22 protein-coding genes are annotated in these 25,588 nt (G+C 74.4%); 1 reads left to right on the top strand and 21 read right to left on the bottom strand.

What is annotated here, in order from left to right:
* Position 1 precedes the first annotated feature (1 nt).
* The 12 genes from ACZ4K2_RS24480 to ACZ4K2_RS24425 all read right to left on the bottom strand — a co-directional run bounded on the left by ACZ4K2_RS24480 (position 2) and on the right by ACZ4K2_RS24425 (position 12,511).
* Positions 2–796: an SDR family NAD(P)-dependent oxidoreductase gene (locus ACZ4K2_RS24480; RefSeq protein WP_467475682.1), complete on the bottom strand. Its 795-nt coding sequence runs from the start codon at positions 794–796 to the stop codon at positions 2–4.
* A 147-nt stretch (positions 797–943) separates the two neighbouring features.
* Positions 944–1,876: a 3-oxoacyl-ACP reductase gene (locus ACZ4K2_RS24475; protein ID WP_467475683.1), complete on the bottom strand. Its 933-nt coding sequence runs from the start codon at positions 1,874–1,876 to the stop codon at positions 944–946.
* A gap of 205 nt (positions 1,877–2,081) precedes the next feature.
* Positions 2,082–2,870, bottom strand: a complete 789-nt coding sequence (locus tag ACZ4K2_RS24470) for a 2-keto-4-pentenoate hydratase (RefSeq protein WP_467475684.1) — start codon at positions 2,868–2,870, stop codon at positions 2,082–2,084.
* A complete protein-coding gene (locus ACZ4K2_RS24465; protein ID WP_467475685.1) occupies positions 2,863–3,735 on the bottom strand; it encodes a MaoC/PaaZ C-terminal domain-containing protein in 873 nt (290 codons plus the stop codon). The genes ACZ4K2_RS24470 and ACZ4K2_RS24465 overlap by 8 nt, the downstream gene beginning before the upstream one ends.
* Positions 3,732–4,913 (bottom strand): lipid-transfer protein, encoded by a 1,182-nt coding sequence (locus tag ACZ4K2_RS24460; protein ID WP_467475686.1) that lies wholly within the window; start codon positions 4,911–4,913, stop codon positions 3,732–3,734. Before ACZ4K2_RS24460 ends, ACZ4K2_RS24465 begins: the two co-directional genes overlap by 4 nt.
* Positions 4,910–5,383 carry a MaoC family dehydratase gene (locus ACZ4K2_RS24455; RefSeq protein ID WP_467475687.1) on the bottom strand — a complete coding sequence of 158 codons (474 nt, stop codon included), beginning with the start codon at positions 5,381–5,383 and terminating at the stop codon, positions 4,910–4,912. Before ACZ4K2_RS24455 ends, ACZ4K2_RS24460 begins: the two co-directional genes overlap by 4 nt.
* The gene (locus tag ACZ4K2_RS24450) at positions 5,380–6,489 is read right to left on the bottom strand and encodes an acyl-CoA dehydrogenase family protein (protein ID WP_467475688.1); all 1,110 of its coding nucleotides are present in this window, start codon (positions 6,487–6,489) and stop codon (positions 5,380–5,382) included. Before ACZ4K2_RS24450 ends, ACZ4K2_RS24455 begins: the two co-directional genes overlap by 4 nt.
* Positions 6,489–7,523, bottom strand: coding sequence for a bifunctional MaoC family dehydratase N-terminal/OB-fold nucleic acid binding domain-containing protein (locus ACZ4K2_RS24445; protein WP_467475873.1), 1,035 nt, complete (start codon positions 7,521–7,523; stop codon positions 6,489–6,491). The genes ACZ4K2_RS24450 and ACZ4K2_RS24445 overlap by 1 nt, the downstream gene beginning before the upstream one ends.
* A gap of 2 nt (positions 7,524–7,525) precedes the next feature.
* Positions 7,526–8,692 (bottom strand): acyl-CoA dehydrogenase family protein, encoded by a 1,167-nt coding sequence (locus ACZ4K2_RS24440; RefSeq protein WP_467475689.1) that lies wholly within the window; start codon positions 8,690–8,692, stop codon positions 7,526–7,528.
* Positions 8,693–8,733: 41 nt separating this feature from the next.
* On the bottom strand, positions 8,734–10,392 hold the full coding sequence (casI, locus tag ACZ4K2_RS24435; RefSeq protein WP_467475690.1) for a steroid-22-oyl-CoA synthetase: 1,659 nt from the start codon (positions 10,390–10,392) through the stop codon (positions 8,734–8,736).
* Between the two features lie 11 nt (positions 10,393–10,403).
* Positions 10,404–11,639, bottom strand: a complete 1,236-nt coding sequence (locus ACZ4K2_RS24430) for an NADH:flavin oxidoreductase (protein WP_467475691.1) — start codon at positions 11,637–11,639, stop codon at positions 10,404–10,406.
* A 110-nt stretch (positions 11,640–11,749) separates the two neighbouring features.
* Positions 11,750–12,511, bottom strand: a complete 762-nt coding sequence (locus ACZ4K2_RS24425; protein ID WP_467475692.1) for an SDR family NAD(P)-dependent oxidoreductase — start codon at positions 12,509–12,511, stop codon at positions 11,750–11,752.
* Between the two features lie 221 nt (positions 12,512–12,732).
* Here ACZ4K2_RS24425 and casG point away from each other — a divergent pair, with 221 nt between their 5' ends.
* Positions 12,733–14,376: a steroid-24-oyl-CoA synthetase gene (casG, locus tag ACZ4K2_RS24420; RefSeq protein ID WP_467475693.1), complete on the top strand. Its 1,644-nt coding sequence runs from the start codon at positions 12,733–12,735 to the stop codon at positions 14,374–14,376.
* A 646-nt stretch (positions 14,377–15,022) separates the two neighbouring features.
* On the opposite strand, the gene ACZ4K2_RS24415 is transcribed toward casG, so the two are convergent.
* The 9 genes from ACZ4K2_RS24415 to ACZ4K2_RS24375 all read right to left on the bottom strand — a co-directional run bounded on the left by ACZ4K2_RS24415 (position 15,023) and on the right by ACZ4K2_RS24375 (position 25,583).
* Positions 15,023–15,679, bottom strand: coding sequence for a PaaI family thioesterase (locus ACZ4K2_RS24415; protein WP_467475694.1), 657 nt, complete (start codon positions 15,677–15,679; stop codon positions 15,023–15,025).
* A complete protein-coding gene (locus ACZ4K2_RS24410) occupies positions 15,676–16,545 on the bottom strand; it encodes a MaoC family dehydratase (protein ID WP_467475695.1) in 870 nt (289 codons plus the stop codon). Before ACZ4K2_RS24410 ends, ACZ4K2_RS24415 begins: the two co-directional genes overlap by 4 nt.
* Positions 16,542–18,764 (bottom strand): acyl-CoA dehydrogenase, encoded by a 2,223-nt coding sequence (locus ACZ4K2_RS24405; RefSeq protein WP_467475696.1) that lies wholly within the window; start codon positions 18,762–18,764, stop codon positions 16,542–16,544. Before ACZ4K2_RS24405 ends, ACZ4K2_RS24410 begins: the two co-directional genes overlap by 4 nt.
* A 6-nt stretch (positions 18,765–18,770) precedes the next feature.
* Complete coding sequence (locus tag ACZ4K2_RS24400) at positions 18,771–19,931, bottom strand: steroid 3-ketoacyl-CoA thiolase (RefSeq protein WP_467475697.1); 1,161 nt, start codon at positions 19,929–19,931, stop codon at positions 18,771–18,773.
* A 157-nt stretch (positions 19,932–20,088) separates the two neighbouring features.
* Complete coding sequence (locus tag ACZ4K2_RS24395; RefSeq protein ID WP_467475698.1) at positions 20,089–20,883, bottom strand: SDR family oxidoreductase; 795 nt, start codon at positions 20,881–20,883, stop codon at positions 20,089–20,091.
* 103 nt (positions 20,884–20,986) lie between these two features.
* Positions 20,987–21,739, bottom strand: coding sequence for an SDR family NAD(P)-dependent oxidoreductase (locus ACZ4K2_RS24390; RefSeq protein WP_467475699.1), 753 nt, complete (start codon positions 21,737–21,739; stop codon positions 20,987–20,989).
* A gap of 183 nt (positions 21,740–21,922) precedes the next feature.
* The gene (locus tag ACZ4K2_RS24385) at positions 21,923–23,413 is read right to left on the bottom strand and encodes an FAD-dependent oxidoreductase (RefSeq protein ID WP_467475700.1); all 1,491 of its coding nucleotides are present in this window, start codon (positions 23,411–23,413) and stop codon (positions 21,923–21,925) included.
* Complete coding sequence (locus ACZ4K2_RS24380; RefSeq protein WP_467475701.1) at positions 23,410–24,357, bottom strand: VOC family protein; 948 nt, start codon at positions 24,355–24,357, stop codon at positions 23,410–23,412. The genes ACZ4K2_RS24385 and ACZ4K2_RS24380 overlap by 4 nt, the downstream gene beginning before the upstream one ends.
* A gap of 41 nt (positions 24,358–24,398) precedes the next feature.
* On the bottom strand, positions 24,399–25,583 hold the full coding sequence (locus ACZ4K2_RS24375; RefSeq protein ID WP_467475702.1) for an acyl-CoA dehydrogenase family protein: 1,185 nt from the start codon (positions 25,581–25,583) through the stop codon (positions 24,399–24,401).
* Positions 25,584–25,588: the final 5 nt, after the last annotated feature.

The raw sequence follows: 25,588 nt of genomic DNA, 5'->3' as shown, positions 1-25,588 counted from the left end.
GTCACTCCTTGGGCAGGAGGCGCTGGGAGGCCTCGTGGGCGCCGCGGACGAGCCGGGCGCGGTCGCGGACGACGGCGCGCTTCTCGGCCGTCGCCAGGTTTCCGCCGGCCACCCACAGGGGTCCGTCGGCCAGGTGTTCCAGTCCCTCGCGGGCGACGTCGTCGGGGTCGGCGACGTTGAGGCCGGGCAGGTCCATGCGCAGGCCCGCCCGTTCCATGGCGGGGGTGCGGGTCACGCCGAGGACGAGTTCGAGGACGTGGACGCCGTGCGGTGCGAGTTCCAGCCAGAGTCCCTCGGCGAAGACCCGGCTGAACGCCTTCACCGCGGAGTACGTGCTCAGCCGAGCCTGTCCCATGTAGCCGGCGAGGGAGCCGACGAGCAGGATGCCGCCCCGGCCGCGTTCCTTCATCGGGGCCGCGAAGTGGTGGGTCAGGGCGAGCTGGGAGGTGATGTTGAGGTCGATCACGCCCTGGACGCGGTCGAGTTCGCCGCCGACGAACTCGTGGCCGTAGGTGTTGGCTCCCGCGTTGAAGATCAGCAGGCCCACGTCGAGGCCGTCGGTGACGGTGCGGATCGCCGCCGGTGCGCCGGGGTCGAGCAGGTCGAGCTGGAGGGTGCGCACCTGGACGCCCTTGGCGCGGGCGTCGGCGGCCGTCTGTGCCAGGGGGCCCGCCTTGCGGGCGATGAGCACCAGGTTGATCCCGGCGTCGGCGAGTCGGTGGGCGAAGGAGGCGCCCACCCCCTCGGAGCCGCCGGCGACGACCGCCCACGGGCCATAGACGTCCTTGTCGATCATCGACTTCCTTCCTGCGGTGATGCGGTGATACGGGCCGCGCGGGGCGGTGGCGAGCGGGTGTCCCCGCGGCGGGCCGGGGGGCCGGCCGCGGGGGTGGGTGGGCGTGCCGGGTGCCCGTCCGCCGGGCGCGGCCGGCGGGCGGGTGGCTCAGCTCCCGGGCGTGGGCTGCGTGCCGGTGGTGTCGAGCGCGGCGACGCTGTATGCGGCGAAGGTGCGGTGCCGGTCGCGGCCGGAGAAGTACGGGGACAGGGAGGCCGCCAGCTCCTCGGGGGTGAAGGTGCCGTCCGCGGCCGTGAACTTCTTCTCCACGGTGGGCGGCGCGAGGAGCGCGACCATGTCTCCGTAGACGACGAAGACCTGGCCGTTGATCTCCTCGGCGGCCGGGGAGGCGAGGTAGCCGACGAAGGTGGCGACCCGCTCGGGGGCCATGATGTCGAGGCCGCCCTCGGGGGTGGCGCCGGTGCCGAACGCGTCGGCGGTCATGGCGGTGCGGGCGCGCGGGCAGATCGCGTTGGCGCGGACGCCGTAGCGGGAGAGGCCCTGCGCGGTGGACAGGGTGAGGGCGGTGATGCCGGCCTTGGCCGCGGAGTAGTTGGGCTGGCCGGGGGCGCCGAAGAGGAACGCCTCGGAGGAGGTGTTGACGACCCGTCCGTAGACCGGGCCGCCCGCCGCCTTGCTGGCCGCGCGCCAGTGGGCGGCGGCGGCGCGGATGACGGCCGCGTGGCCCTTGAGGTGGATGCGGATGACGTCGTCCCAGTCGGACTCGGTCAGGTTGAACACCATCTTGTCGCGCAGGACGCCCGCGTTGTTGACGACGATGTCCAGGCTGCCGAAGGTCTCCAGCGCGGTGAGGACCAGGCGGTCGCCCATGGACCAGTCACCGATGTCACCGGTGACGGCGACGGCGTCGCGGCCGAGGGCCTTGATCTCGGCGACGACGTCCTCGGCGGCGGGACCCACGTCGTTGACGACGACGTTGGCGCCCTGGGCCGCCAGCGCCAGCGCCTCGCTGCGGCCCAGGCCGGCCCCGGCCCCGGTGACGACGGCGGTACGGCCTTCCAGGCCGGTCCTCGTGCTCATGCTGCCTCTTTCGTTCCTGTCCTGCGTGGCGGATACGGCGCGGCAAAACTAGTACGAATTCTGGTTCTGCCCGGGGGGCTGTCCCGCTGAGTGGTGAGAGCCCGCCGACGGCCGTGCCCGGCCCCTTCCGGCGCCGCCCGGACGCCGTCGTCCCGGGGCCCGCCCGGACCCCGTCTTCCCGGACCCCGTCTTCCCGGCGCCCGCTCTAGACGAAGCGGACCGACACGTCGCCCAGTCCCTCGAACTCGGCGCGGAAGGCGTCCCCCCGCCGGGCGTCGACGGCTGCGGTGCACGAGCCCGGCAGGATCACGTGCCCCGCCTCCAGCCGCACGCCGAACGCGGCGACCTTCCGGGCCAGCCACGCGACCGCCACGGTCGGGTCGCCCAGGACCGCGCTGGTGCGGCCGCGGGCGATCTCCTCGCCGCCCCGGTACAGCACGGCGCCGATGTCGGCGAGGTCCAGTTCGCCCGGGGCGACCCGCCGCGCGCCGAGTAGGACGCCGGCGGAGGAGGCGTTGTCGGCGATGGTGTCCGCCAGCCCGATGCGCCAGTCGGTGATCCGGCTGTCGATGAGTTCGAGGGAGGCGACGACGTACTCCGTCGCGGCGAGGACGTCCTTCTCGGTGCAGTTCTCGCCGGGCAGGCTGTCGCCGAGGACGTAGCCGATCTCCACCTCGATGCGCGGGGCGCAGTAGCGGCCCGTGTCCACCGGGACGTCCTCGGACAGCACCATGTCGGAGAGCAGGTGGCCGTAGTCGGGCTCGTCGACGCCCATCATGCGCTGCATGACCTCGGAGGACAGCCCGACCTTGTGGCCGCGCACCCGCACCCCGGGCTGCGCCAGCCGCCGGCGGACGTTGCTCAGCTGGATCTCGTAGGCGTCGACTACGTCGATGCCGGGGAACGCCCCGGCCAGCGGGCCGACGGGGGCGCGGTCGCGTTCCGCCCGCCACAGCAGGTCGGCGGCGGCGGCGCGCTGGGAGGCGTCAAGCATCAGAGGTCTCCTTCTGCTGGAGGGGGGCGCCGGCCGGGTGCTCCGGGCGGGATCCGGCGGCGAACCGGGCCCGGACGCCGGTCAGGACGGGGCGGTCGTGCGCCGACGCCTCCAGCCGCAGGCCGCCGGGGCCGTCGTCCCAGGAGTCGACGGCGAGCCGGTCGCCGGGGAAGACGGGGGCGCTGAAGCGGGCTTCCAGCTCGGTCAGGTCCGCCGGGTGGGCGCCCAGGAGCCCGGCGGCGGGCAGCGTGACGGCGGCGAGGGTGCACAGGCCGTGGAGGAACGGCCGGGGCATGCCCGCGGCGCGGGCCGCCGCCGGGTCGATGTGCATGTGGTGCCGGTCGCCGAGCAGCCGGTAGTGGGCCGCCTGTTCGGGGTGCGTGGCCACGGTCAGCCGCCGGCCGGCCGGCTCCTCGGGGCGGCGGGGGCCCCTGGGTCCGCGGTCGCCGCCGAAGCCTCCGCTGCCGGGGGCGAACAGCGACCAGGTCGCCAGGAAGTGGTCGCTCTCCACCTCGACGTCGAAGACGGCGGCACCGCCCTTGTCCCAGACCTCGGCGACACGCGCCGTCATCGACAGCTCCCCGGCCCGCGGCAGCGGCCGGCGCACGGTGAGGCGCTGGGCGCCGTGGACGGCGGTCGCGGTGTCGAAGGCGCCGAGCGCGCCGAGGGCGTCGGGGGCCCACTGGGCCAGGGTCAGCGCGAAGGTGGGCAGGACCCGCAGGCGTTCCTCGAAGACCAGGTCGAGGTCGTCGGCCCGTGCGCCCACCGCGAGCGCGTAGAGGATCGCGTCGCGCTCGGTGTACGAGGCGGTGCGGCTGCCGAGGCCGTGGCCGCGCCACGGGGAGGCGGCCGGGGTGGCGGTCATCGGGCGGCTCCCAGGATCAGCCCGCTGGTCGGCACGCCGGTACCGGCGGTGACCAGGACGTGGGCGGTGTTCTCGGGCTGGTTCACGGAGGTGCCGCGGACCAGCCGGACGGCCTCGGCGATGCCGTTCATGCCGTGCAGGTAGGCCTCACCGAGCTGCCCGCCGTGGGTGTTCGCGGGCAGTCTGCCGCCGAGTTCCAGGTGTCCGTCGGCGATGAAGTCCTTCGCCTCGCCGACGGCGCAGAAGCCCAGTTCCTCCAGTTGCGGCAGCACCAGCGGGGTGAAGTGGTCGTAGAGGATCGCGGCGTCGATGTCGTCGGGCCCGAGGCCGCTCTGCGCGTAGAGCTGCCGTCCGACCAGGCCCATCTCCGGGATGCCGCTGATGCGCTCCCGGTAGTAGCTGGTCATCATGTGCTGGTCGTCGCCCGAGCCCTGTGCCGCGCCGAGGATCACGGCGGGCGGATGGGGCAGGTCGCGGGCGCGCTCGGCGGAGACGATCACCAGGGCCTGGCCGCCGTCGGTCTCCTGGCAGCAGTCCAGCAGCCTGAGGGGTTCGGCGATCCAGCGTGAATTCTGGTGGTCCTCCAGGGTGATGGGCCGGCCGTGGAACCAGGCGGCCGGGTTGTTCGCCGCGTGCTTGCGGTCCACCACCGCGACCCGGCCGAAGTCCTCGCCGGTCGCGCCGTACTCGTGCATGTAGCGGCGGGCGAACATGGCCACCCACTGGGCGGGGGTGTTCAGCCCGTACGGTGTCATCCAGGAGTACGCGGCCCGGTCCGCGCCGGTGTCCATCGCCCGGCCGGCCTGCCCGAGGCCGTAGCGTTCGCCGGAGCGCTCGTTGAAGGCGCGGTAGCAGACGACGACCTCGGCGGCGCCGGTGGCGACGGCCATGGCCGCCTGCTGCACGGTGCCGCAGCCGGCCCCGCCGCCGTAGCCGACGCGGGAGAAGAACGTCAGCTCGCCCATGCCCGTGTTGCGGGCCACGTGGATCTCGCCGTTGGTGTCGGCGGTGAAGGTGACCAGGCCGTCGACGTCCGCCGGGGTGAGACCCGCGTCGGCGACGGCGGCGAGGACGGCCTCGCAGGCGAGCTGGAGTTCGCTGCGCCCGGAGTTCTTGGAGAACTCGGTGGCGCCGATGCCGGCGATGACGGCGCTGCCGGTCAGTGCGGTCGTGCTCATCGCGCACCGGCCTTCCGGGGCAGGCGCACGGTGACGGTGCCGGTGACGTGCGTGCCGACGCCGTTGGTGCCGCGCACCGCGATCTCCACCCGGCCCGTCCCGCCGGTCTCCCCTGCCCCGGCGGCCTTCGGGGCCTCCTCGGTCTTGGCGGTGACCGTGCCGGTGAGCACCATGGTGTCGCCGGGATGGTTGGGCGCGCCCAGGCGGACGCGGATCGCCCGCACGGACGCGGCCGGGCCCGCCCATCCGGTGACGTACCGGTCGACCAGGCCGTTGCTGGTCAGGATGTTCATGAAGACGTCCTTCGACCCGCGTTCGCGGGCCAGTTCGGGGTCGTGGTGCACGTCCTGGAAGTCGCGGCCGGCGAGGGCCGTGGCGACGATCAGGGTCCGGGTCACCGGTATCTCCAGCGCGGGCAGCTCCTCGCCGACCGCCACCTCGTCGTACGTACGGATCGGCCGCGCCGTCATGGGGTCACCGCCTCGCCGGCCAGGAGGTCCCCGAGCCGGGACAGGTCCCCGGCGGGCCCGCCGAGGGTGGACGAGAGCTGCTTGCCCCACAGGAAGTGGCGGTGCACGGGATAGTCGGTGTCGACGCCGATGCCGCCGTGCACGTGCTGGACGCGGTGCACGACGTTGAGGCCGCCCTCACCGGCCCACCACTTGGCGACCAGCACCGCCTGCTCGGTGTCCTGCCCGTCCGCCAGCGCGGTCACCGCCTGCCACAGGGTGACCCGCATCGCGTCGATCTCGATGACGCAGTCGGCGAGCTGGTGCTGGACGGCCTGGAAGGTGGCGAGGGGACGGCCGAACTGCTCCCGGGTGCCGAGGTGGTCGGCCGCGTACCGCACCGCGCCCTGGGCCACGCCGAGCTGTACGGCGGCCAGTGCCGTGCGGGCGCGGCCGTCGAGCCACTCCACCACTCCGGTCCCGGGCGTGCCGACCGCCTCGGCGGGCGTGTCGTCCAGGTCGAGGTGGGCGGCGAGGTCGTGGGTGGTGGTCTCGGCCGGTGTCCAGGTCGTGCCGGGCGCCCCGCGGCGGACGAGGAAGAGCCCGGTGCCCGCGTCGGTGGCGGCGGTGACCAGCACGTGCCCGACGCCGGCCGCGGCGGGCACGACCGCCTTGGTGCCGGTGAGCCGCCAGCCGGCGTCCCCGGGCACGGCGGTGGTCAGCGGGGTACGGGGGCCGGCGGGGGCGAACTCCTCCAGGGCCAGGGTGATCCTGCTCGTGCCGTCGGCCGCGGACGGCAGCAGCTCGGCGCGCTGCCCCGCGGAGCCGTGGGCGGCGAGGGCCAGCGCGCCGAGGACGGCCGGCCAGAGCGGCACGGGTGCCACGCGGCGGCCCTGCTCCTCCAGCACGACGCAGAGTCCGGCCAGGCCCAGACCGGCGCCGCCGGCCTCCTCGGGGAGCGGCGCGGCGAGCAGTCCCGCCGCGCTCAGGTCCGCCCAGAGCTTGTCGTCGACGCGGGTGCCGGACATCTCGACCGTCCGGAGCCGCTCGGGCGTGGCGTGGTCGGTGAAGATCTCCCGCGCCAGGTCGCGCAGTTCTTCGAGTTCTTCTCCCAGCGAGAAGTCCATCAGCGGTCCTCCGAGGCGACGGGCCGGAACACCGGCAGGGACAGGTCGGGGTCGGCGTCCAGCCAGTCGAGGGTGACGGGCATGTCGACGGTGACGTCCTCGGGGGCGACGCCGGTCAGATTGGTGATCAGCCGGGTGCCCTCGGCGAGTTCGACGACGGCGACGACCAGCGGGTAGTCGAACGCGGGATGCCTGGGGTGGTGGTTGACGGTGAAGGTGTGGACCCGGCCGCGGCCCGAGGCCCGCACGGTGTCCCACGCGAAGGAGCCGCACCGCGGGCAGCAGGGTCCGGGCGGGTGGCGCAGGGTCCCGCAGGAGGCGCAGCACTGGATGACCAGCCGGTGCTCCTTGGCCGCCTCGAACCAGAAGGCGTTGTCCCGGTTGAGGGCGGGCCGGGGGCGCGGGGGGCGCGCCTCGGCGGGAGCGGTGGCGTCCGGTGCCGCGCCGGCCGGTGCGCCGGCGGCGGGGGTGGCGGGGCGGAAGCGCAGGGTGCGCCAGCGCTGGGTGGCGACGGTCTCGCCGTGCTGGTCGCGGTAGGTCTTCATCGTGGTGACGAAGCGGCCGGCGCCCAGCCCGGTCTTCTTCTCCGGCGAGATCGACTCCACGACCTCCTGCACGAAGACGTGGTCGCCCGGTACCAGCTCGCGCGCGAACTCCAGCTCCGAGTCGGTCGCCACGACGGAGGTGTAGCCGCCCTCGTCGAGCAGTGCGACCAGCTCGTCGAAGCCGCGGCGGCCGGGCGGCGGCGAGACGGTGGCCGCGTATCCGCGCATCGTCCACGCCTGCACCATCGAGGCGGGGGCGACCACGCCCGGCCGCCCGGTGGCGCGGGCCGCGGCCTCGTCGGTGTAGACCGGGTTGGTGTCGCCCATGGCCTCGGCCCAGTGCCGGATCATCGGCTGGTTGACCGGGTCCTGGCCGGGGGTGAGGGGCGTCAGCTCGCGGCCGACGAAGGCCGCCAGCCGCTCCTCGTACCCCGCCGCGGCCTCGGTGTTCCGGGCAGCCGGGGCGGTGCCCGCGTGCGTGCTCCGCATGCTCACCGGCCACGCTCCTTGCGGGGGAGCCCCAGCCCCTGGACGGCGACCATGTCGCGCAGCACCTCGTTGACGCCGCCGCCGAAGGTGTTGACGATGCCCTGCCGGGAGAGCTGCTCGACCTGTCCGGCCAGGACCGCGCCGGGCGACTCGGGGCGGATCCGGCCCGCGGCGCCGAGGATCTGGGTCAGGGTGCGCTGCACGTCGATGTGGGTCTCGGTGCCGTACGTCTTGGCCGCGCCGGCGTCCGCGCCGGTGAGCCGGTCGTGGGCGACGGCGTCGGTCATCTTCCAGTTCATCAGCCGCATCGCCTCCAGGCGGGCGTGGGTGCGGGCGAACTCCCGGCGGACCCAGGGCTGTTCGAGGGTGCCGTTGTCCCTGGCCCACTCCAGGACCCGTTCCCACAGCTCGATCATGCGTCCGCCCAGCGCGGCCAGGCCGATCCGCTCGTGGTTGAGCTGGGCCGTCATCAGGGGCCAGCCGCCGTTCACCTCGCCGACCACGTCGGTGGCGGGCACCCGGACGCCGTCGTAGTAGGTGGCGGTGACGACCATGCCGCCGACGGTGCGGATGGGGCTCCAGGAGAAGCCCTCGGCGTCGGTGGGCACGATCAGGATGGAGATGCCGCGGTGCTTCGCCGCGTCGGGGTCGGTGCGGGCGGCCAGCCACACGTGGTCGGCGGTGTTGGCGCCGCTGGTGAAGATCTTGCCGCCGTCGACGGTGAAGTGGTCGCCGTCGCGCACCGCGCGGGTGCCGAGGGAGGCCAGGTCGGTGCCCGCGCCCGGCTCGGTGTAGCCGATCGCGAAGACGATGTCGCCGCGGAGGATGCCGGGCAGGAACCGCCTCTTCTGCTCCTCGGTCCCGTACCGCATGAGCGTGGGCCCGACCGTGTTGACGGTGACGAACGGGAAGGGCAGTCCGGCCCGCTGGACCTCGTCGAAGAACACGTACTGCTCCTCGACGGAGCGGCCCTGGCCGCCGTACTCCGTGGGCCAGCCGATGCCCAGCCAGCCGTCGGCGCCGAGCCGGCCGACGATCTCGCGGAAGCGGGGGCCGCCCACGCCCTCCTCTCCGGCGCGGCGCCGTTCGTCCTCGGGCAGCAGCCCCGAGAAGTACGCCCGCAGCTCACGGCGCAGTTCCAGCTGGTCGGCGCTCTCGCGCAGTCGCATGTGGTTCTCCGGTTCCTCTCGTGTCCTCGCCGGCGGGGTGGTCAGGGCAGGAAGCGTGCGCGTCCGCTGGCGAGGAACTCCGCGCGCAGCGCCGCCTTGTCCTCGCCCGTCATCAGGACGTACTCGGGTCGTCCGCGGCCCTGCCAGTGGTAGACCGGGTCGTCGACGCGCCAGCCCTCGACCTGCATCTCCTTCTTGCGGAGCTTGCCCGAGCCGGTGGTCGGCAGGGCGTGGGAGACGCGGACGTAGCGGGGGGCGCCCTTGGTGCCGAGGTCCTGCTGGCCCGCGAGGAACCCGGGCAGGCGCAGTTCCTCGAAGGTCCGGCCCTCGGGTATCTCGACGGCGGCCATGACCTGGTCGCCGGAGCGGGCGTCGGGGACGCCGAAGACCGCGGCGGCGACGATGCCGGGGTGCCGGCGCAGGACGCGTTCGGTCAGCAGGGCTGAGGTGTTCTCCCCGTCGACGCGGATCCAGTCCCCGCCGCGCCCGGCGAAGTAGAAGTACCCGGCGCCGTCGACGTATCCGAGGTCGCCGGTCCAGTACCAGCCGTGGTGGACGCGTTCGGCGTCGGCGGCGTCGTTCTTGTAGTAGCCCTCGAAGCGGGCGGCGCCCTCGGTGTCGACGATCTCCCCGACGGCCTCCTCGGGGTTGCGCACCCGGCCGTGTTCGTCGAGGAGCGCGGGCGGGCAGGTCTCGCGGGTCTCGGCGTTGACGATCCGCACTCCCTCGCGCGCGGGCCTGCCGAGTGCGGTGGGCGGCCCGTCGGGCACCCGTTCGAGCATGCCGGCGCCTTCGCTGGAGCCGTAGCCCTCGATGAGGCGGCAGCCGAAGCGGCGCAGGAAGGCGGCCTGGTCCTCGGGGGACGCCTCGGTGCCGAAGGCGTGGGTGAGCCGGTTGTCGCCGTCGTCGTCCCGCTCGGGGCGGGCCAGGACGTAGGCGATGGCCTTGCCGACGTAGGTGAAGAAGGTGGCGCCGAAGTACCGTGCGTCGGGCAGGAAGCCGGAGGCGGAGAACTTCGGGGTGAGGGCGACGGTGGCGCCCGCCGCGAGGGCCGGGGCCCACAGGGCCATCAGGGCGTTGCCGTGGAACAGCGGCATCGGGCAGTAGCAGACGTCGTCGGCGCCGACGTCGTACTTGGCTGAGTTGGCGTGTCCGAGGGCGGCCAGTCGGCCCTGCGAGCAGATCGCCGCCTTGGAGGCGCCGGTGGTGCCGGAGGTGAACAGCAGCAGCATGCGGGTGGCGGCGGTGACGGCGGGGTCGCGGACGGGCTCGGCCGCCGCGTGGGCGGCCAGGGTCTCCTCGTACGCCGGTTCGTCCACGATCAGGTACCGCTCCGGCGCGACGCCGAGGTCCAGTCCGTCGAGGAGCTTGCGCCCGGCGCGGTCGGTGACGATCAACTGGCAGTCGGTGTGGCGTACTTCCTGTTCCAGGTAGCTGCCGCGCCGGGTGGGGTTGATGCCGACGACGGAGGCGCCGGCGAGGGCCGCTGCGCCGAGCCAGAAGACGTACTCCGGCACGTTGTCGAGGAGGATGCCGATGTGGAACGGGCCGTCGGTGCGCAGTTCGCGTGCCAGGGCGGCGCGGACCGCGCTCTCGTGCACGACGTCGTTCCAGGTCCAGTCCCGTTCCCGGGTCCGCAGGCCGAGGCGGTCGTCGCCCGTGCGGGCGAGGAGCAGGTCGGCGATGGTGTCGGGGGCCAACGTCCGCCTCCTCACGCGGTGATGGGCGTGCGGCCGGCGCCGGTGCCGGTGCCGGGTGGCTCGACGAGTACGCAGCGGGTGCCGCCGTAGATCGTGACGAAGCACTTGTTGCAGTGGATGCAGAGCGAGGGGGTGTCGGCCTCGGCCTGGATGCGGTTGATCAGGTCGGGTTCGCGCAGCAGGGCGCGGCCCATGGCGACGAACTGGAACCCCTCGGCCATGGCCAGGTCCATGCTCGGCCGGCCGGTGATGCCGCCCAGCAGGATCAGCGGCATGCCGACGGCGGCGCGGATCTGCCGGGCCTGGTCGAGGAGGTAGGCGTCCTGGTACGGGTAGCTGTGCAGCACCTTCTTGCCGACCAGCCTGATCCCGGTCTTCATCGGCTGGGGCATGATCTGTGCGAACTCGTGCAGCGGCGCGTCGCCGCGGAAGAGGTACATGGGGTTCAGCAGGGAGCTGCCGACGGTCAGTTCCAGGGCGTCGAGGCAGCCGTCGCTCTCCAGGGTGCGGGCGACGGGGATGGCCTCGTCGAGCCAGAAGCCGCCGGGGACGCCGTCGTCCATGTTGAGCTTGGCGATGACGGCGATCCGGTCGCCGACCGCTTCGCGCACGGCCCGCACGATGGCGCGCGCGAAACGGAACCGGTTCTCCAGGCTGCCGCCGTACTCGTCCCCGCGGTGGTTGACGCGCGGGCTGAGGAAGGAGCTGGCGAGGTAGTTGTGGCCCAGGTGGATCTCGACGCAGTCGAAGCCGGCCTCGACGGCCATGGCGGCGGCGTCGGCGTGGTCGCGGACGATGCGCTCCAGGTCGGCCCGGGAGGCCTCCTTGGCGAAGCTGAGGGTCGTCTTGTGGAAGTGCCGGCTGGGCGAGAGCGCGGGAAGTCCGTTGGACTTGGGGTTGGCCACCGGACCGGCGTGCCCGATCTGGGCGGAGACGGCGGCGCCTTCGGCGTGGACGGCGTCGGTCAGCCTGCGCAGCCCGGGCAGGGCCTCGGGCCGCCACAGGATCTGGTGCCGGTCGGTCCTGCCCTCGGGGGCCACCGCGCAGTACGCGACGGTGGTCATGCCGACCCCGCCCCGGGCGTACCGGACGTGGAAGTCGATCAGGTCCTGGGTGACCAGGCTGTCACGGCTCAGCCCCTCGTACGTCGCCGCTTTGACGATGCGGTTGCGCAGGGTGATGGGGCCGAGTGTCGCGGGGGCCAGGACGTCCGGTGTTCCGGGCGGCTGGTGCGATGTCTGAGTCAAGGGGAACCTCCGTCCGCGCACCCGTCGTGGTGGCGGTCGCGACGTTATTCAGGGACGGGCCGGCGGGCGGAAGTCGTCCCGCTGACCGGGAGGAGGGGCAGGGGGCCGGGTCAGTCGAAGTTGGCCTGGCCGCCGTCGAGGGGCACGGTCGCGCCGGTGAGGTAGCGGGCGTCCGGCCCACACAGCATCACGACGGCCCGGCCGATGTCCTCCTCGCAGTCGCCGACGCGGCGCAGCGGTATGGAGGAGCGGAACACCTCGGCCTCCCGCGGGTTGGCCTCGGCCCAGCGCAGGTACCCGGGTGACGCGGCGTGCGGGGCGATCGCGTTCACGCGGATGCCGTCGGGCCCCCATTCGTTCGCGGCGGTGCGGGTCAGGGAGCGCACGGCGGTCTTGGCGGCCGCGTAGGCGCCGTAGGTGGTCAGGTCCCAGCGGACCATGGCGGAGGTGACCAGGTTGATGACGACTCCGTCGCCCGAGCGCTTGAGGTGGGGGTGGCAGGCCTTCATGAACGCGAAGGTCGCGAAGGGGCCGCTGCGGAAGCCCTTCTGGAAGTCGGCGTCGCTCAGCGACAGCAGCGGCCCGTACACGCCGTCGTAGACGTTGTTGACGAGGATGTCGATGCGTCCGAGGCGGCCGGCGATCTCCTCCACCAGGTGCGGGATCCGTGCGGTGTCCGACACGTCGCAGGTGAACGTCTCGGCGCGCGCGCCGCGGGCCCGCAGCCGTTCGCCGGTCGCCTCCAGTTTCGCCGCCGTCCGGCCGACGACGGCGACGGTCACCCCCTCGCCGGCCAGGGCGAGGGCGATGCCCTGGCCAACGCCCTGGCCCGCGCCGGTGACGATCGCGACCTTGCCCTGGAGGTGTCCCACGTGTTCCCTCTTTCCCGGTCGGTGCGGGCGTCCGGCCGGGCGCCCGCGGCCGTCCATGTTCGAGGCGGCGCGGGCGGTGCCGGGGTGCGAGTCCCACTGAGTGGTAGGACTGCCGTCGGCCCGCGCGGCGGGCGTCCCGGTGACCGGGAACCGCGCTTTGCCCCGCGGGCCGGAGGAGAACGATGGCGCGCACATCATCCACTCCGACGAGAGGGAGGCGCATGAGCGCGACGGCGGATCGGCAGGAAACGGTGCCGGAGGTCCTGCGGCGGCTGACCGGCCCCGGCGGCTCCTTCGAGCTGGTCCGCGAGGACGTGCTCGGGGCCCGCATGCAGGTGTTCGCGCACCGGGAGAGGTCACTGACCGCCGTCCTGGCCGCGTCCGTGCGGCACGGTGACCGCGACTACATCGTGACCGAGGACGAGCGGATCTCGTTCGCCGAGCACGCGCGCCGGGTGGCCTCCCTGGCCCGGGTCCTTGCGGAGGAGTACGGCGTCGGCAAGGGCGACCGGGTGGCGCTGCTGGCGGCGAACACCCCCGGCTGGATCGTCGCGTTCTGGGCGACCGTCTCGCTCGGCGCCATCGCCGTCGGCTACAACGCCTGGTGGACGGCGCCCGAGGTCGCCTACGGCATCGAGCACACCCGGCCCAAGGTGATCCTGGCCGACGCCAAGCGGGCCGCCTCCGTGCACGGTTCCGGCGTGCCGCTGCTCACGTTCGAGGAGGACGTCCCGGAACTGGTGCGGCGCCATCCGGACGCGCCGCTGCCGCGGCCGGAGATCGACGAGGACGACCCCGCGGTCATCATGTACACGAGCGGTACGTCGGGCCGGCCCAAGGGGGCGGTGCACACGCACCGCAATCTGCTGGCCGTCATCGGCTACCTGTGCTGCAGCAACGCACTGGCCGCGGAGCTGGGGGACCCGACCGCCCCCGAGGACCGGCGACACCTGCTGGCGCTGCCCCTCTTCCACATCGCGGCGCTGCACAACCTCGCGGTCCCCCGGCTCGTGGACGGGGGCACCGTGGTGATGTACCAGGGCCGCTTCGAGGTGGACCGGGTGCTGCGGCTGATCGAGCGGGAGCGGGTCACCAACTGGGGCGCGGTGCCGACGATGGCGCACCGGCTGATCGAGCACGGCGACCTCGGCGGCTACGACCTGTCGTCCCTGAAGTCCTTCGCGCTGGCGTCGGCCCCGTCCACCCCGGCCTTCCACGACCGGCTGCGCGCGGTGCTGCCGGTGGCCCGGCACGCGCTCGGCAACAGCTACGGGCTCACCGAGTGCTGCACCGGTGCCGCCGTGGCCACCCCGGCCGATCTCGCCGTGGCACCGGACAGCCTGGGCCGCCCGGTGGTGGCGGTGGAGCTGGAGGTGCGCGACCCGGCCGGCCGGCCGCTGCCGGAGGGCGAGGAGGGCGAGGTCTGCCTGCGCAGCCCGTACGTGATGCTCGGCTACTGGGAGGACCCGGAGGCCACGGCCCGGGCGATCCGGGCGGACCGCTGGCTGCACACGGGTGACATCGGCATGGTGCGGGACGGCCGGCTGCGGCTCACCAGCCGGCGCTCGGACCTGATCCTGCGCGGCGGCGAGAACGTGTACCCGGCGGAGATCGAGGGCGTGCTGTCCGAGCACCCGGGGGTGCGGGAGTGCCTGGTGATCGGGGTGCCCCACCCGGACCTCGGCCAGGAGGTGGCGGCGGTGGTCGTGACCGACGCCCACTGCGCCGTCACCGAGGAGGTCCTGACCGCCTTCGTCCGCGAACGCCTCGCGTACTACAAGGTGCCGTCCCGATGGCGGGTGACCGCCGAGAGCCTGCCCCGCAACGCCACGGGGAAGGTCATCCGCCGCGAGGTTCGCGTCTGACGGCGGGGCGGCGGGCACGGCGCGTCCGGCGGGCCCGTGCTTCCCGGCGGGGGCTCGCGGAGACCCGGGCCGCGCGGGCCGCGGGGCCGAACCCCTCGGCGGTCCCGGAGCCGGACGCGGGTGTGCGTTCCGGCGCGGTGCCCGGCGGGTGGGGGCGCGCCACGCGGCCCGCGGGCCGTCGAGCCGACTCAGCGAGCTGCCCCGGGAGCCCTTCAGCGGGGCGGTGCCCTTCGGTGGCCCCGCGGCCGCACCCGAGCGTGATCCGGCACCGGCACCGGGCCCGGAGGGCGTGTCGCGCGGCACCGGGCGAGGGCGTCGGGCCGATGGAACGGGTGCGTCGGGCGGGCCCGGGTGCTCCGGCACGGCGGCGGTCCCCTGCAGGTGGTGGAACCACTCCCCCGGTCCGCCCGTCCGCGCCCCGGCCGGTCCCGCGCGGGGCGGCCGCGTGGTCTTGCGAACCCCGGACGGCCGTCCCGCGCGGCACCGGATCTCCGCGGCTTTCCCGCCCGGCGCCGTGCGGTGGGCCGGGTGGCCGTCCCCGCCGCGGCGACCCGGGAACCGGTCGGCGCCACCCCGGGAACGGCCGCGGCCCCGGACCGGAGAGGGATCTCCGGTCCGGGGCCGCGGTGTGCGGGCGTTCGTGCCGTCAACTGGGGCGGGGTAGCTGTACGGCGATGAACAGGCCCTCGGCCGTGACGCATTCGCGGCCGCCGGCCGTGATGGAGCCGACCGTCCGGATCTTCTTGCCGTCCACGGAGATCTGCCGGCCGGTGACCGTCAGCGGTTCGAACAGCGGGGTGGGCCGCAGGTAGCGCAGGGTGAGTTCGGCCGTCATCCCCGACAGGCCCGCCCAGTGGTTGGCGACGCCGAGGGTGTGGTCGAGCAGCAGGGCCGAAACGCCGCCGTGCGCGCAGCGGGGCGGGCCCTGGTACGGCAGACCGAGGGTGACGACGCCCTGGACGGAGCCGTCCGCCCGGCCGGCGAGTGCGAGGGGCGGGGCGATGGCGTTCTCGGGGCCGGTGACCGGGTCGTGCCGGGTGATGCCGTCGCCCCGCCACATGGTGACCAGGCGTTCCTCCAGGCCGGGGGCGCGTGCGGTGAGCCGGTCGGCGAGGGTGTCGAGCTGCCTGGTCACGTCCGCGAAGTCGGTCTCCGGGTGGTCGCCGGCCCGCAGCAGGGCGTCGATCAGCCGGCGGGCGGCGGCGGCCGCCGCGTCGACGCCCTCGGCGCGGACGGCGGAGACCAGCCGCTCCGGTCGCGCGATGCGCTCGCTGGGCACGGGGGTGCGGTACTCGGCGGTCATGGGGTGATCCTCGCCGTCGCGTGGGTGAGTACGGGGGCGTCGTCGCGTTCCGGGCAGGTGGCGTGCAGCAGGAGCCGGTCGCCCGCGCGCCAGACGGCGGTGCGGATGGTCTCGCCGGGGAAGAGGACGCCGGCGAACCGTACGGAAAGGTCGGTCAGCCTGCTCGCGTCGCCGTCGAGCAGCCCGCCGACGAGGGCCTTGGCGACCAGGCCGTAGGAGGCGAGGCCGTGCAGGAGGGGCCGGTCGAAGCCGGCGGCCTTCGCGAACCCGGGGTCGGCGTGCAGGGGGTTGAGGTCGCCGTTGAGCCGGTAGAGCAGTGCCTGCTGGGGGGTGGTCGGGGTGTCGAGCACGGTGTCGGGGGCGCGGTCGGGCGCGTTCCACTCGGCCCGCGGTCCGGGCTCGCCGCCGAAGCCGCCGGCGCCGCCGGCCCAGATCTGCATCCTGCCGGTCCACAGCGGCTCGCCGTCCGGTCCGGTCGCCGTGGACTCCCGTACGACGACGGCCGCCTTGCCCTTGTCCCACACCTCGGCGACGCGGGCGGAGAGGGTGGCCGTGCCGGCTGCCGGGAGGGGGCGGTGGACCGTCAGTTCCTGGCCGGCGTGGAGGATGCGGCGCAGGTCGAGCTCGATGCCGGGCAGGTCGAAGGACGGGTCCGGGGCGGCGCCCGAGGAGATCCCGGTGCCGGCGACCATAGCGAAGGTGGGCAGGACCGTCAGGCCGCGTTCGTAGGTGAGGCCGGGTTCCGGTGCCCCGGCGGCGGCGCCCGCTCCGAGGCTGAGGTGGTAGAGGAGCACGTCCCGGGTGGTCCAGGAGATCTCCTGGACGGCGGGGGGTGCGGCGAGCGCCTTGTCGCGGTCGATCGTCATGCGCGGGCCTTCCGCTCGGGGGTCGTGGGCGCGGGCGAGGGGTCGCGGGGCAGTCCCAGGATGCGCTCCGCGATGATGTTGAGCTGGACCTCGGTGGTGCCGCCCGCGATGGACATGCAGCGGGAGTTGAGGAACCACCAGGTGGCGTCCTGGCGGGGGCCCTCCCCGGTGAGGGAGGCGTCGCCCAGCCAGTCCATGGCGGTCTCCCAGACCTGCTGGAGGTGTTCCACGCCGGTCAGTTTGGCGATGCTGGCCTCCGCGCCGGGCTGCCGGCCGGAGACCGAGCGCAGGGTGGTGCGCAGGCCCAGCAGTCCGCCGGACTGGGCGTCGCAGAGGATGGCGCCGAGGGTGGTGAGCCGTTCGTCGTCCATCTCCCCGGGTGCCGCGGCCGCGAGGTCGAGCAGGGCCTCGCCGCCCGAGCCGAGCGAGGAGTCGTGGGAGAGGGCGACGCGTTCGTTGGCCAGGGTGGTGCGGCTGAGCCGCCAGCCGTCGCCGGGGGCGCCGACGAGCAGCTCGTCGGGGACGAACACGTCGTCGAGGAACACCTCGTTGAACTCGGCCTCTCCGGTGATCTGCCGCAGGGGGCGGATGTCGATGCCGGGGGTGTTCATGTCGAGCAGGAAGTAGGAGATCCCCTTGTGCCTGGGCGCGTCGGGGTCAGTGCGGGCGAGCAGGATGCCCCAGTCGGCGTCGTGGGCTCCGGAGGTCCACACCTTCTGCCCGGTGATCCGCCAGCCGCCGTCGGCCCTGACCGCGCGGGTGGACAGGCCGGCCAGGTCGGATCCGGCGCCGGGTTCGCTGAAGAGCTGGCACCAGGTGATCTCGCCGCGCAGGCTGGGCCGCAGGAACCTCTCCCGCTGGGCGTCGTCGCCGTGGGCGACGAGGGTGGGCACCACCCAGCCGCCGATGACCATGTCGACGGGCCGGAGGCCGGCCGCGCGCATCTCCTCGGCGATGACGAGCTGGGTGACGGCGTCGGCGCCCTTGCCCCAGGGGGCGGGCAGGTGGGGGGCGGTGTAGCCGCGGTCGGCGAGGAAGGCGGGCCGTTCGGCGGCCCCGACCGCGGCCGCGGCGGCGAGTTCGGCGCGGACCTTTGCCCGTACGGCCTCGGCGGCGGGCGGCAGTTCGACGCCGAGCCGGCGGCGGACGCCGTCCAGGGTGAGCCGGGCGACCCGGCGGCGCCACCACGCGGCGGAGCCGAGCGCGATGCGCAGGGTCTGGGCCCGGCGCAGGTAGAGGTGGGCGTCGTGCTCCCACGTGAAGCCGATGCCGCCGAGGACCTGGATGCAGTCCTTGGCGGTGGCGAAGCCCGCGTCGACGCCGGTGGCGGCGGCGACGGCGGCGGTCAGCGACGCCTCGCGGCGGTCGTCGACGGCGCCTGGGTCACCGGCGCGGGCCGCGTCCCAGGCGCAGGCGCGAGCCTGCTCAGCGGCCGCGAGCATCCGCGCGCAGCGGTGCTTGACGCCCTGGAACTGGCCGATGGGACGGCCGAACTGCTCCCGTACGCGGGCGTGGTCGGCGGCGGTGGTGACGGCCCAGTCGGCGAGCCCGGAGGACTCCGCGGCGAACAGGGTCGCGGCCAGGTCGACGGGCAGCTCGGAGTCGACGGTCAGGACGCCGCCGGCCGGGACCGTGACCGCCCCGGCGCGCACCAGGCACGAGCGGCGGGTCAGGTCGTGGCCGCGCTGGTGGACGGTCTCCACCGCGGCGCGCGGCAGCACGACCCACGCGGTGCCGTCGCCGTCCGCGGCCGGCAGGACGAAGAGGTCGGCGGTCCGGCCGCCGACGACCAGGCCGGACTCGCCGGACAGCGTGTGGGTCCCGTCGTCCCGGCGGCTCAGGGTGAGGGTGCCGCGGCGCAGTCCGACGGCGCCGACGAGGGTGCCGTCGGCGAGGCCCGGCAGGTACGTGGGGTGGCCGGCCCGGTCCAGGACGGCCGAGGCGAGGGTGGTCGGCAGGAACGGTCCGGGCGCCACGGCCCGCCCCAGCTCCTCGACGACGACGGCGAGTTCGACCAGTCCGTAGCCCGCTCCGCCGGTCTCCTCGGGCAGGTGGAGGCCGAGCAGGCCCTGTTCGGCGAGGGCCCGCCAGTACGGCGGGAGCGTCTCGTCCTCGGTGTCGACCGCCTTGCGCAGGACGTCCGCGGTGATGTGCCGGCCCGTGAAGGCGCGTACGGAGTCGCGCAGGTCGCGGTGCTCCTCGGTCAGCCCGATGGTCATGGTGTCTCAGATCCGTTCGATGATCGTCGCCGTCGAGTGCGCGCCGCCGGCGCACATGGTGATCAGCGCGGTGGACTTGTCGGCGCGCTCCATCTCGTACAGCGCCTGGGTGATCAGCCGGGCGCCGGTGGAGCCGACCGCGTGGCCGAGCGCGATGGCACCGCCGTTGACGTTGACCTTGTCCATGTCGGCCCGGTGGACCCGGGCCCAGGACAGCACGACGGAGGCGAACGCCTCGTTGATCTCGACGAGGTCGATGTCGTCCAGGGTCATCCCGGCCTTGCGCAGGACCTCGCGGGTGGCCGCCACGGGACCGTCGAGGTGGTAGTAGGGGTCGGAGCCGACCATGGTGGAGGCGACGATCCGGGCGCGGCCGCCCAGTCCGAGGCGGTCGGCGCGCTCCGCGCTCATCAGCAGGACGGCGGCGGCGCCGTCGCTGATCTGGGAGGAGTTGCCCGCGGTGTGGATGCCGTCGGGCAGGACCGGCGCGAGCGCGGCGAGTCCTTCGGCGGTGGTGTCCCTGAGGCCCTGGTCGCGGGAGACGACGGCGCGCTCGCCGGTGGGGCCCTCCTTGGTCGTCACCGGGGCGTCGACGTCCAGGACCTGCCCGGCGAAACGGTCTTCGGCCCAGGCGCGGGCGGCCTTTTGCTGGGAGGCGAGACCGAGGGCGTCGGCGTCGGCGCGGGTGATGCCGCGGTTGCGCGCGATCCGCTCGGCGGCGGAGAACTGGTCCGGCATGTCCAGCGACCAGCTGTCCGGTACGGGGCTGCCGGTGCCGGGGGTCTGCGCCTGGCCGAGGAAGACCCGGCTCATCGACTCCACGCCGCAGCCGATGCCCACGTCGATGGCGCCCGCGGTGATCAGTGCGTGGACCAGGTGCACGGCCTGCTGCGAGGAGCCGCAGGCGCAGTCGATCGAGGTGCAGGCGGTGGAGTACGGCAGGCCGCTGTGCAGCCAGGCGGTGCGGGTCACGTTGTTGGACTGCTCCCCCGCCTGGGTGACGCAGCCCCCGACGACCTGCTCGACCAGGTCGGGCGCGACGCCCGCCCGGTCCAGCAGCCCCTTCTGCGCCAGGCCCAGCAGTTCGGCCGGGTGCAGACCCGACAGGACCCCGCGTCGCCGGCCGACCGGTGTGCGCACGGCTTCCACTATGACGGCCTCGGCCATGGTTCTCCGTAGGTGTGAGGCGGCCCCGGGGGGCCGCGGCGGTCGTGTCCGTTGCGTTGCGTCTCCACAGAACTAGAATTCATTCTGGTTGGAGGCAAGCGGCCGTCCCACTGAGTGGGCGCGGTCCGGCCGGATCCGGTCGGCCGGAACCGGCCGGTCAGATCCGGTCCGGGCCGCGCAGGACCACCTCGGCGCCTCCGTCGACGTACAGCACCTGCCCGGTCACATGGGTGTTCTCCGTACTGGTCAGCCAGCGCAGGGCCCGCGCGACGACCTCGGGCTCGGCGTGGCCGTTCAGCGGCATGGGCACCGCCTGTGCGACGATCCTGCGCTGTTCCTCGGTCACGGCGACCGCGGCGTGCATCGGGGTGAGCACCACACCGGGGCCGACGCCGTTCAGCGGGATCCCGGCACCGGCCCACTCGTCGGTGACGCTGGTGCGGCGCACCCAGCGGGCCAGCGCCGCCTTGGAGGCGGGGTAGAGGGCGCCGCCCCCGCCCGATTCCGCCAGGGCGGCGGCAGCGGCGAGCGCCGCCGGCTCGTCACCGGCGAGGCAGGCCGCGACGACGTCGTCCGCGCCGCCCCCGGTGCCGACGATGGACCCGACGAACGCGGCGCGGGGCGCCTCGGCACGGGCCAGGGCGGGCCGCAGTCCCTGGAGCAGTTCGGTGACGCCGAAGTAGTTGACCGCGACGGTGGCGGGCACGCGGGCCGAGATGCCGGCGCAGGCGATGGCGGCGTCGAGGACTCCCCCGCTGCGTTCGAGGACCGCGCGGACGGCTTCCCGCCGTCCGTCGGGGGTGCCGAGGTCGGCGCGGACGTCGGCGTCCTTCAGGTCGACGCCGATGACGTCGTCCCCCTGGGCCCGCAGCAGTTCGGCGACCGCCTGGCCGATGCCCGAGGCCGCTCCGGTGACGGCCACCCGGCGCCGTGCGGATGATGTCGTGCTCATGACTGTTCTTCCTTCCTGTGGTGGACATACACCGGTCCCACCGCAGCGCGCGCTCGCCTGCCCGGCGCGCGCCGGCTGACGGGCACCGGACGAACGGCGTCCGTCAGATGTGGGAGCCGCCGTCGGCCCGGATCTCCGCCCCCGTGAGGTAGCCGGCGTCCCGGGAGGCGGCGAAGGCGATGACGCCCGCGACCTGTTCCGGATCCGCCGCGCCGAACGGGGCGCGGATGCGCTGGTAGTAGCTGGTGTCGAGGTCCGGCGGCAGCAGGTCCGGCCGGGCGGTCAGCGGGGTGGCGACCGTGCCGGGCGAGACCGGGACGACCCGGATGCGGCGGTGGGCCACCTCGGCCGCCAGGGACAGCGAGAACGCCAGCACCGCGCCCTTGCTGGCGGAGTAGGCGCTCATGAACGGGTTCCCGTGGGTCGCGGAGGAGGAGGCGACGTTGACGATGACGCCCCTGCCGTCCGGCAGGTGGCGCAGCGCCTCGCGGCAGAGCACCGCCGTGCCGACGACGTTGACGGAGAACAGGTGCCGCAGGTCGTCGACGGTGAGCCGGTCGATCGGTGTCGTGCGGTGCACGCCCGCCGCGTTGACCAGGACGTCGATGCCCCCGAGCGTCTCGGCGGCGCGGGCCGTGGCGGCCACGGCCGCGCTCTCGTCGGACACGTCGGCGACATGGGGGTGGATCCGTCCGGGGCCGGGCGGGAGCCGGCCGGCGGTCTCGCGCAGGCCGTCCCCGGACAGGTCGACGGCGAAGACGGCGGCGCCCTCCGCGGCGAGCCGCAGCGCGGTGGCGCGGCCGATGCCGGACGCGGCGCCGGTGAGCAGGACGGTGGTGCCTTCGAAGCGGTTCATCGGGGCCCTTCACGGAGAACGCCCCGGTGGCTCGCGGCGCGGGCCCCCGGGAGCCCGGCCGCCGCGGGGTACGGCCGGGGCGGCCGGGCCGGGGGAGACGGGGCGCGGACACGGTGCCGCCGGGCCGCCGGCGGCGGGGCGCGGCCGGGATGGCGCCGGACGGCGCCCGTCGACCGCGTGGGATCACGGCGCCGCCGCGCCGGAGGCCGCGGACCGGCCGGCCCGGCGGCCGAAGAAGGTCCCGTCGCCCAGCGAGGTGCCGCTGACGTAGCCGTGGCCGTGGATGCCGGAGGCGGCCCGGCCGGCCGCGTACAGGCCGGGGACGGGGTTGCCGGAGACGTCCAGGACGGCGCCGTCGACGGTGGTCCGCAGCCCGCCCAGGGTGAAGCCGGCGGCGCCGGGCCCGGCACCGGCGCTCTCCCGGCCGCCGGTGCGGAAGCCGAGCCGTGGGTCGAGTGCGGCGAAAGGCGGCTCCAGGGGCCGCACCCAGCGGGGATTCTTGTGGAAGTAGGGGTCTTCGCCGCGCTCCGCGTGTGTGTTGTAGGTGCCGACGCTGGTCTCCAACGCTCCCTCAGGCATGCCCAGTTCGCGTTCGAGGCCGCGGAGGCTGTCGTCGGCGTACCGGGGCAGCACGCCCCAGCGTTCCGCCTCGGGCACGGACTCGTAGCCCGCCTGGTCGACGATCACCCAGTACGGTCCCGGCTGGGTCAGCAGCGCGGCCGTGCTGAACAGGCCGGGGTAGACGTCCTCGTTGACGAAGCGCTGTCCGTGGGCGTTGACGAGCATGCCGCGCACGGCGAGGGCGGGCAGCGCGGTCATGGCGATCTGCACCGCCGCCATCCGCCGGGTGGCCGCGCCGACCGCGCAGGCCATGCGGATGCCGCTGCCGTCGTCCAGTCCGTCGCTGACCTTGCCGAGGCCGAGCAGGGCGGGGGCGTGGTCGGCGAGCATCTCCTCGTTGTCGACGAACCCCCCGGTGGTCAGGACGACGCCGCGGCGGGCGCGGAAGGCCAGGTCCTGCCCGTAGCGGCGGGCGGTGACACCGGCGATCCGGCCGTCGTCGTCCGTGATGAGCGCGCCGGCCACGGTGTCGGTGCGGATGGCGGCTCCGGCCGCGCGGACGGCGGCGACCAGCTTCTCCATCAGCAGTCCGCCGCCGAAGTGCCCGACGGCGGGGCGGTGCCCGCGCGGCACGGGCCGGGCGAGGGTGTCGTAGGGCCAGGCGTTCTCGCCCAGCCACATCAGTCCGTCGTCGGTGGGCGGCATCCAGGTCGGGGTGTCCCACAGGCTGTGCTCGAAGGGGACGCCCCGGTCGACGAACCACTGGAAGTGCTCGGTGCTGCCGTCGCAGTAGGCGCGCAGCTTCCGCTCGTCGGCGTGCGGTCCGAGGGCCGCCGCGAGGTAGGCGAACATGTCGTCGGCGGTGTCCTCGAAGCCGCAGGCGGCCTGTACGGGGGTGCCGCCGCCGAGGTACAGCTCGCCGCCGGAGAGCGCCGAGGAGCCGCCCGGTCCCCCGGCGCGCTCCAGTACCAGGACGTCCGCGCCGGCCGCGGCCGCCTCGAAGGCCGCCGCGGCGCCCGCGCACCCGAGGCCGACGACGAGGACGTCGGCCTCGGCGTCGTAACGGGTGACGGACCGGGCGCGTACGGGGGTGACGGGCCGGGGCGGGATCATGCGCCCTTCCCGGGAGCCTCGGGCTTCCCCTGGGGCAGGAACGCGGCGAGCGGTTGTGAGCCCGACCAGTCGTGGCCCCAGTAGCTGTCGGCGGTGATCTCCTCGGCGGTGTAGTGGCTCTCGTCGACGAGCATGCCTTCGGTGCCGTACTCCAGGTCCCAGCCGCCCGGGGCGCGGACGTAGAAGGAGACCATCTTGTCGTTGGTGTGCCGGCCCAGGGTGGAGGAGAGCGGGAAGCCGCCGCGGTTGACGTTGTCCAGGGCGCGGCCCACCGCGTCCAGGGTGTCGACCTCGACCATGAGGTGGACCAGGCCGGGGGCCTCGCCGTGCGGCGCCGGGCACAGGGCCAGGCTGTGGTGGCGCTGGTTGACGCCCATGAAGCGCACCCGGCGCGGCGGGGCGTCCGGGGACCGGGCGCTCAGTTTGACCGCGCCGCGCGGCAGGAAGCCGAGGACCTCGGTGTAGAAGGCGACGGTCTCGTCCATGCGGGTGGTGGGCAGGACGACGTGGCCCATGCCCTGGGCTCCGGTGACGAAGCGCTGGCCGAGGCCGGTGAGGACCGGGCTGTGGTCGAGGACCGGCCCGAAGAACACCTCGACGCGCATGCCGGCGGGGTCCTCGAAGACGACGGCCCGCTCCACGTTCAGTTCGCCGGCCTCCTGCCAGGTGAGTTCCTTCACCGGGATGCCGGCCGCCTCGACGGCGCGGGCGACCTCGGCGAGCGCGAACTGGTCGCGCACCTCCCAGCCGATGGCCTCGGCCCGGTCCGTGTCGCCGGGCAGGACGACGAGCCGGGCCCGGCGCTCGTCCATCCTCAGGTAGAGGCCGTCCGGGTCGGGCCCGGTGCCCTCGGCGAACCCGAGGGCGTCCACGGTGAGTTCGCGCCAGCGGGCGACGTCCCGGGTCCTGACCCGGAGGTAGCCGAGTCCGCGGATGTGCGTCATGTTCTTCCTCCCGTCCTTCCTGCCTGTGGGCTTCGCCGGTGTCAGATCATCGAGCGCATCGGCCCCTGCGGGGGCTCCACACCGATGTCGGTCAGGGCTGCCACGTGGAAGACGGCTCCGGTGACGTGGATGGCGTGGGCGAGGCCGGTGTGGGCGTCGCGCCAGAAGCGCTGGATGGGGTTGGTCACCCGCATCGCGTTGCCGCCGGAACGGGCGACGATCTCGTCGACCGCGCGCACGGCCCGCCAGGCGGCGCGGGCCTGGGTGCGGCGGCCGACGGCCCGCCGCTCGAAGCCGACCCGCCCGCCGGCCGCGACCGTGTCGTACAGGCTGCTGATGTTGTCGAGCAGGGCGGCGCGCGAGGCGGCGATCTCGGCGGCGGCCTCGCTGACCGCGTACAGGACGTACGGGTCGTCGCGGACGGCGGTGCCGGTGATCTGGACGCGGTCGCGCTGGTAGGCCAGGTGGTGGGCGAGGGCGCCCTCGCAGATGCCGATGACGGCGGAGGTGATGCCGAGCGGGAAGGCCGCGGAGAACGGCAGCCGGTAGACGGGGTTGGTCAGCCCGGCCTCCTCGGCGAGGCTGCCGTCGACGACCTTGTTGTAGTCGATGACGCGGTGGTGCGGCACGAAGGCGTCCTTGACGAGGATGTCCTTGCTGCCGGTGCCGCGCAGGCCGACCACGTCCCAGGAGTCGGCGACGATCTCGTAGTCGGAGCGCGGCAGGATCACGTGCATGGAGCGGGGCGGGTTGAGCCGTTCGCCCTTCTCGTCGGCGAGGAAGGCGCCGAGGAAGATCCAGTCGCAGTGGTCGGTGCCGGACGAGAACTGCCAGTGGCCGTTGAAGACGTACCCGCCGTCGACGGGGCGCAGCAGGCCCATCGGGGCGTACGGCGAGGCGATCCAGGTGTCGGGGTCCTCCCCCCAGACCTCCTCCTGCACCCGGGGGTCGGCCATGGCCATCTCCCACGGGTGGACGCCGACGACGCCGCAGACCCAGCCGGTCGAGCCGTCGCAGGAGGCGATCTCCATGACGGTCTCGGCGAAGTCGCGCGGGTGCAGTTCGAAGCCGCCGTACTTCCCCGGCTGGAGCATCCGGATGGCGCCGGTCTCCCGCAGCACCTTGGCCGCCTGGTCGTCCAGCCGGCCGAGGGACTCGTTGGCGGGTCCCAGGGCGCGGATCTCCTCCGCGCGTTCGACGACGGCGTCGAGTATCGGGTTGGCCATGGCTG

Source organism: Streptomyces sp. NPDC025833, assembly GCF_055558055.1.
Note: the sequence above shows the minus strand (reverse complement) of the source record. Positions and strands in the feature narration are given on the sequence as shown.

Coding starts and splice junctions, on each gene's coding strand:
- ACZ4K2_RS24480 (WP_467475682.1), bottom strand. CDS start 796: ATGATCGACAAGGACGTCTATGGCCCGTGGGCGGTCGTCGCCGGCGGC.
- ACZ4K2_RS24475 (WP_467475683.1), bottom strand. CDS start 1,876: ATGAGCACGAGGACCGGCCTGGAAGGCCGTACCGCCGTCGTCACCGGG.
- ACZ4K2_RS24470 (WP_467475684.1), bottom strand. CDS start 2,870: ATGCTTGACGCCTCCCAGCGCGCCGCCGCCGCCGACCTGCTGTGGCGG.
- ACZ4K2_RS24465 (WP_467475685.1), bottom strand. CDS start 3,735: ATGACCGCCACCCCGGCCGCCTCCCCGTGGCGCGGCCACGGCCTCGGC.
- ACZ4K2_RS24460 (WP_467475686.1), bottom strand. CDS start 4,913: ATGAGCACGACCGCACTGACCGGCAGCGCCGTCATCGCCGGCATCGGC.
- ACZ4K2_RS24455 (WP_467475687.1), bottom strand. CDS start 5,383: ATGACGGCGCGGCCGATCCGTACGTACGACGAGGTGGCGGTCGGCGAG.
- ACZ4K2_RS24450 (WP_467475688.1), bottom strand. CDS start 6,489: ATGGACTTCTCGCTGGGAGAAGAACTCGAAGAACTGCGCGACCTGGCG.
- ACZ4K2_RS24445 (WP_467475873.1), bottom strand. CDS start 7,523: ATGCGGAGCACGCACGCGGGCACCGCCCCGGCTGCCCGGAACACCGAG.
- ACZ4K2_RS24440 (WP_467475689.1), bottom strand. CDS start 8,692: ATGCGACTGCGCGAGAGCGCCGACCAGCTGGAACTGCGCCGTGAGCTG.
- casG (WP_467475693.1), top strand. CDS start 12,733: ATGAGCGCGACGGCGGATCGGCAGGAAACGGTGCCGGAGGTCCTGCGG.
- ACZ4K2_RS24415 (WP_467475694.1), bottom strand. CDS start 15,679: ATGACCGCCGAGTACCGCACCCCCGTGCCCAGCGAGCGCATCGCGCGA.
- ACZ4K2_RS24410 (WP_467475695.1), bottom strand. CDS start 16,545: ATGACGATCGACCGCGACAAGGCGCTCGCCGCACCCCCCGCCGTCCAG.
- ACZ4K2_RS24405 (WP_467475696.1), bottom strand. CDS start 18,764: ATGACCATCGGGCTGACCGAGGAGCACCGCGACCTGCGCGACTCCGTA.
- ACZ4K2_RS24400 (WP_467475697.1), bottom strand. CDS start 19,931: ATGGCCGAGGCCGTCATAGTGGAAGCCGTGCGCACACCGGTCGGCCGG.
- ACZ4K2_RS24395 (WP_467475698.1), bottom strand. CDS start 20,883: ATGAGCACGACATCATCCGCACGGCGCCGGGTGGCCGTCACCGGAGCG.
- ACZ4K2_RS24390 (WP_467475699.1), bottom strand. CDS start 21,739: ATGAACCGCTTCGAAGGCACCACCGTCCTGCTCACCGGCGCCGCGTCC.
- ACZ4K2_RS24385 (WP_467475700.1), bottom strand. CDS start 23,413: ATGATCCCGCCCCGGCCCGTCACCCCCGTACGCGCCCGGTCCGTCACC.
- ACZ4K2_RS24380 (WP_467475701.1), bottom strand. CDS start 24,357: ATGACGCACATCCGCGGACTCGGCTACCTCCGGGTCAGGACCCGGGAC.
- ACZ4K2_RS24375 (WP_467475702.1), bottom strand. CDS start 25,583: ATGGCCAACCCGATACTCGACGCCGTCGTCGAACGCGCGGAGGAGATC.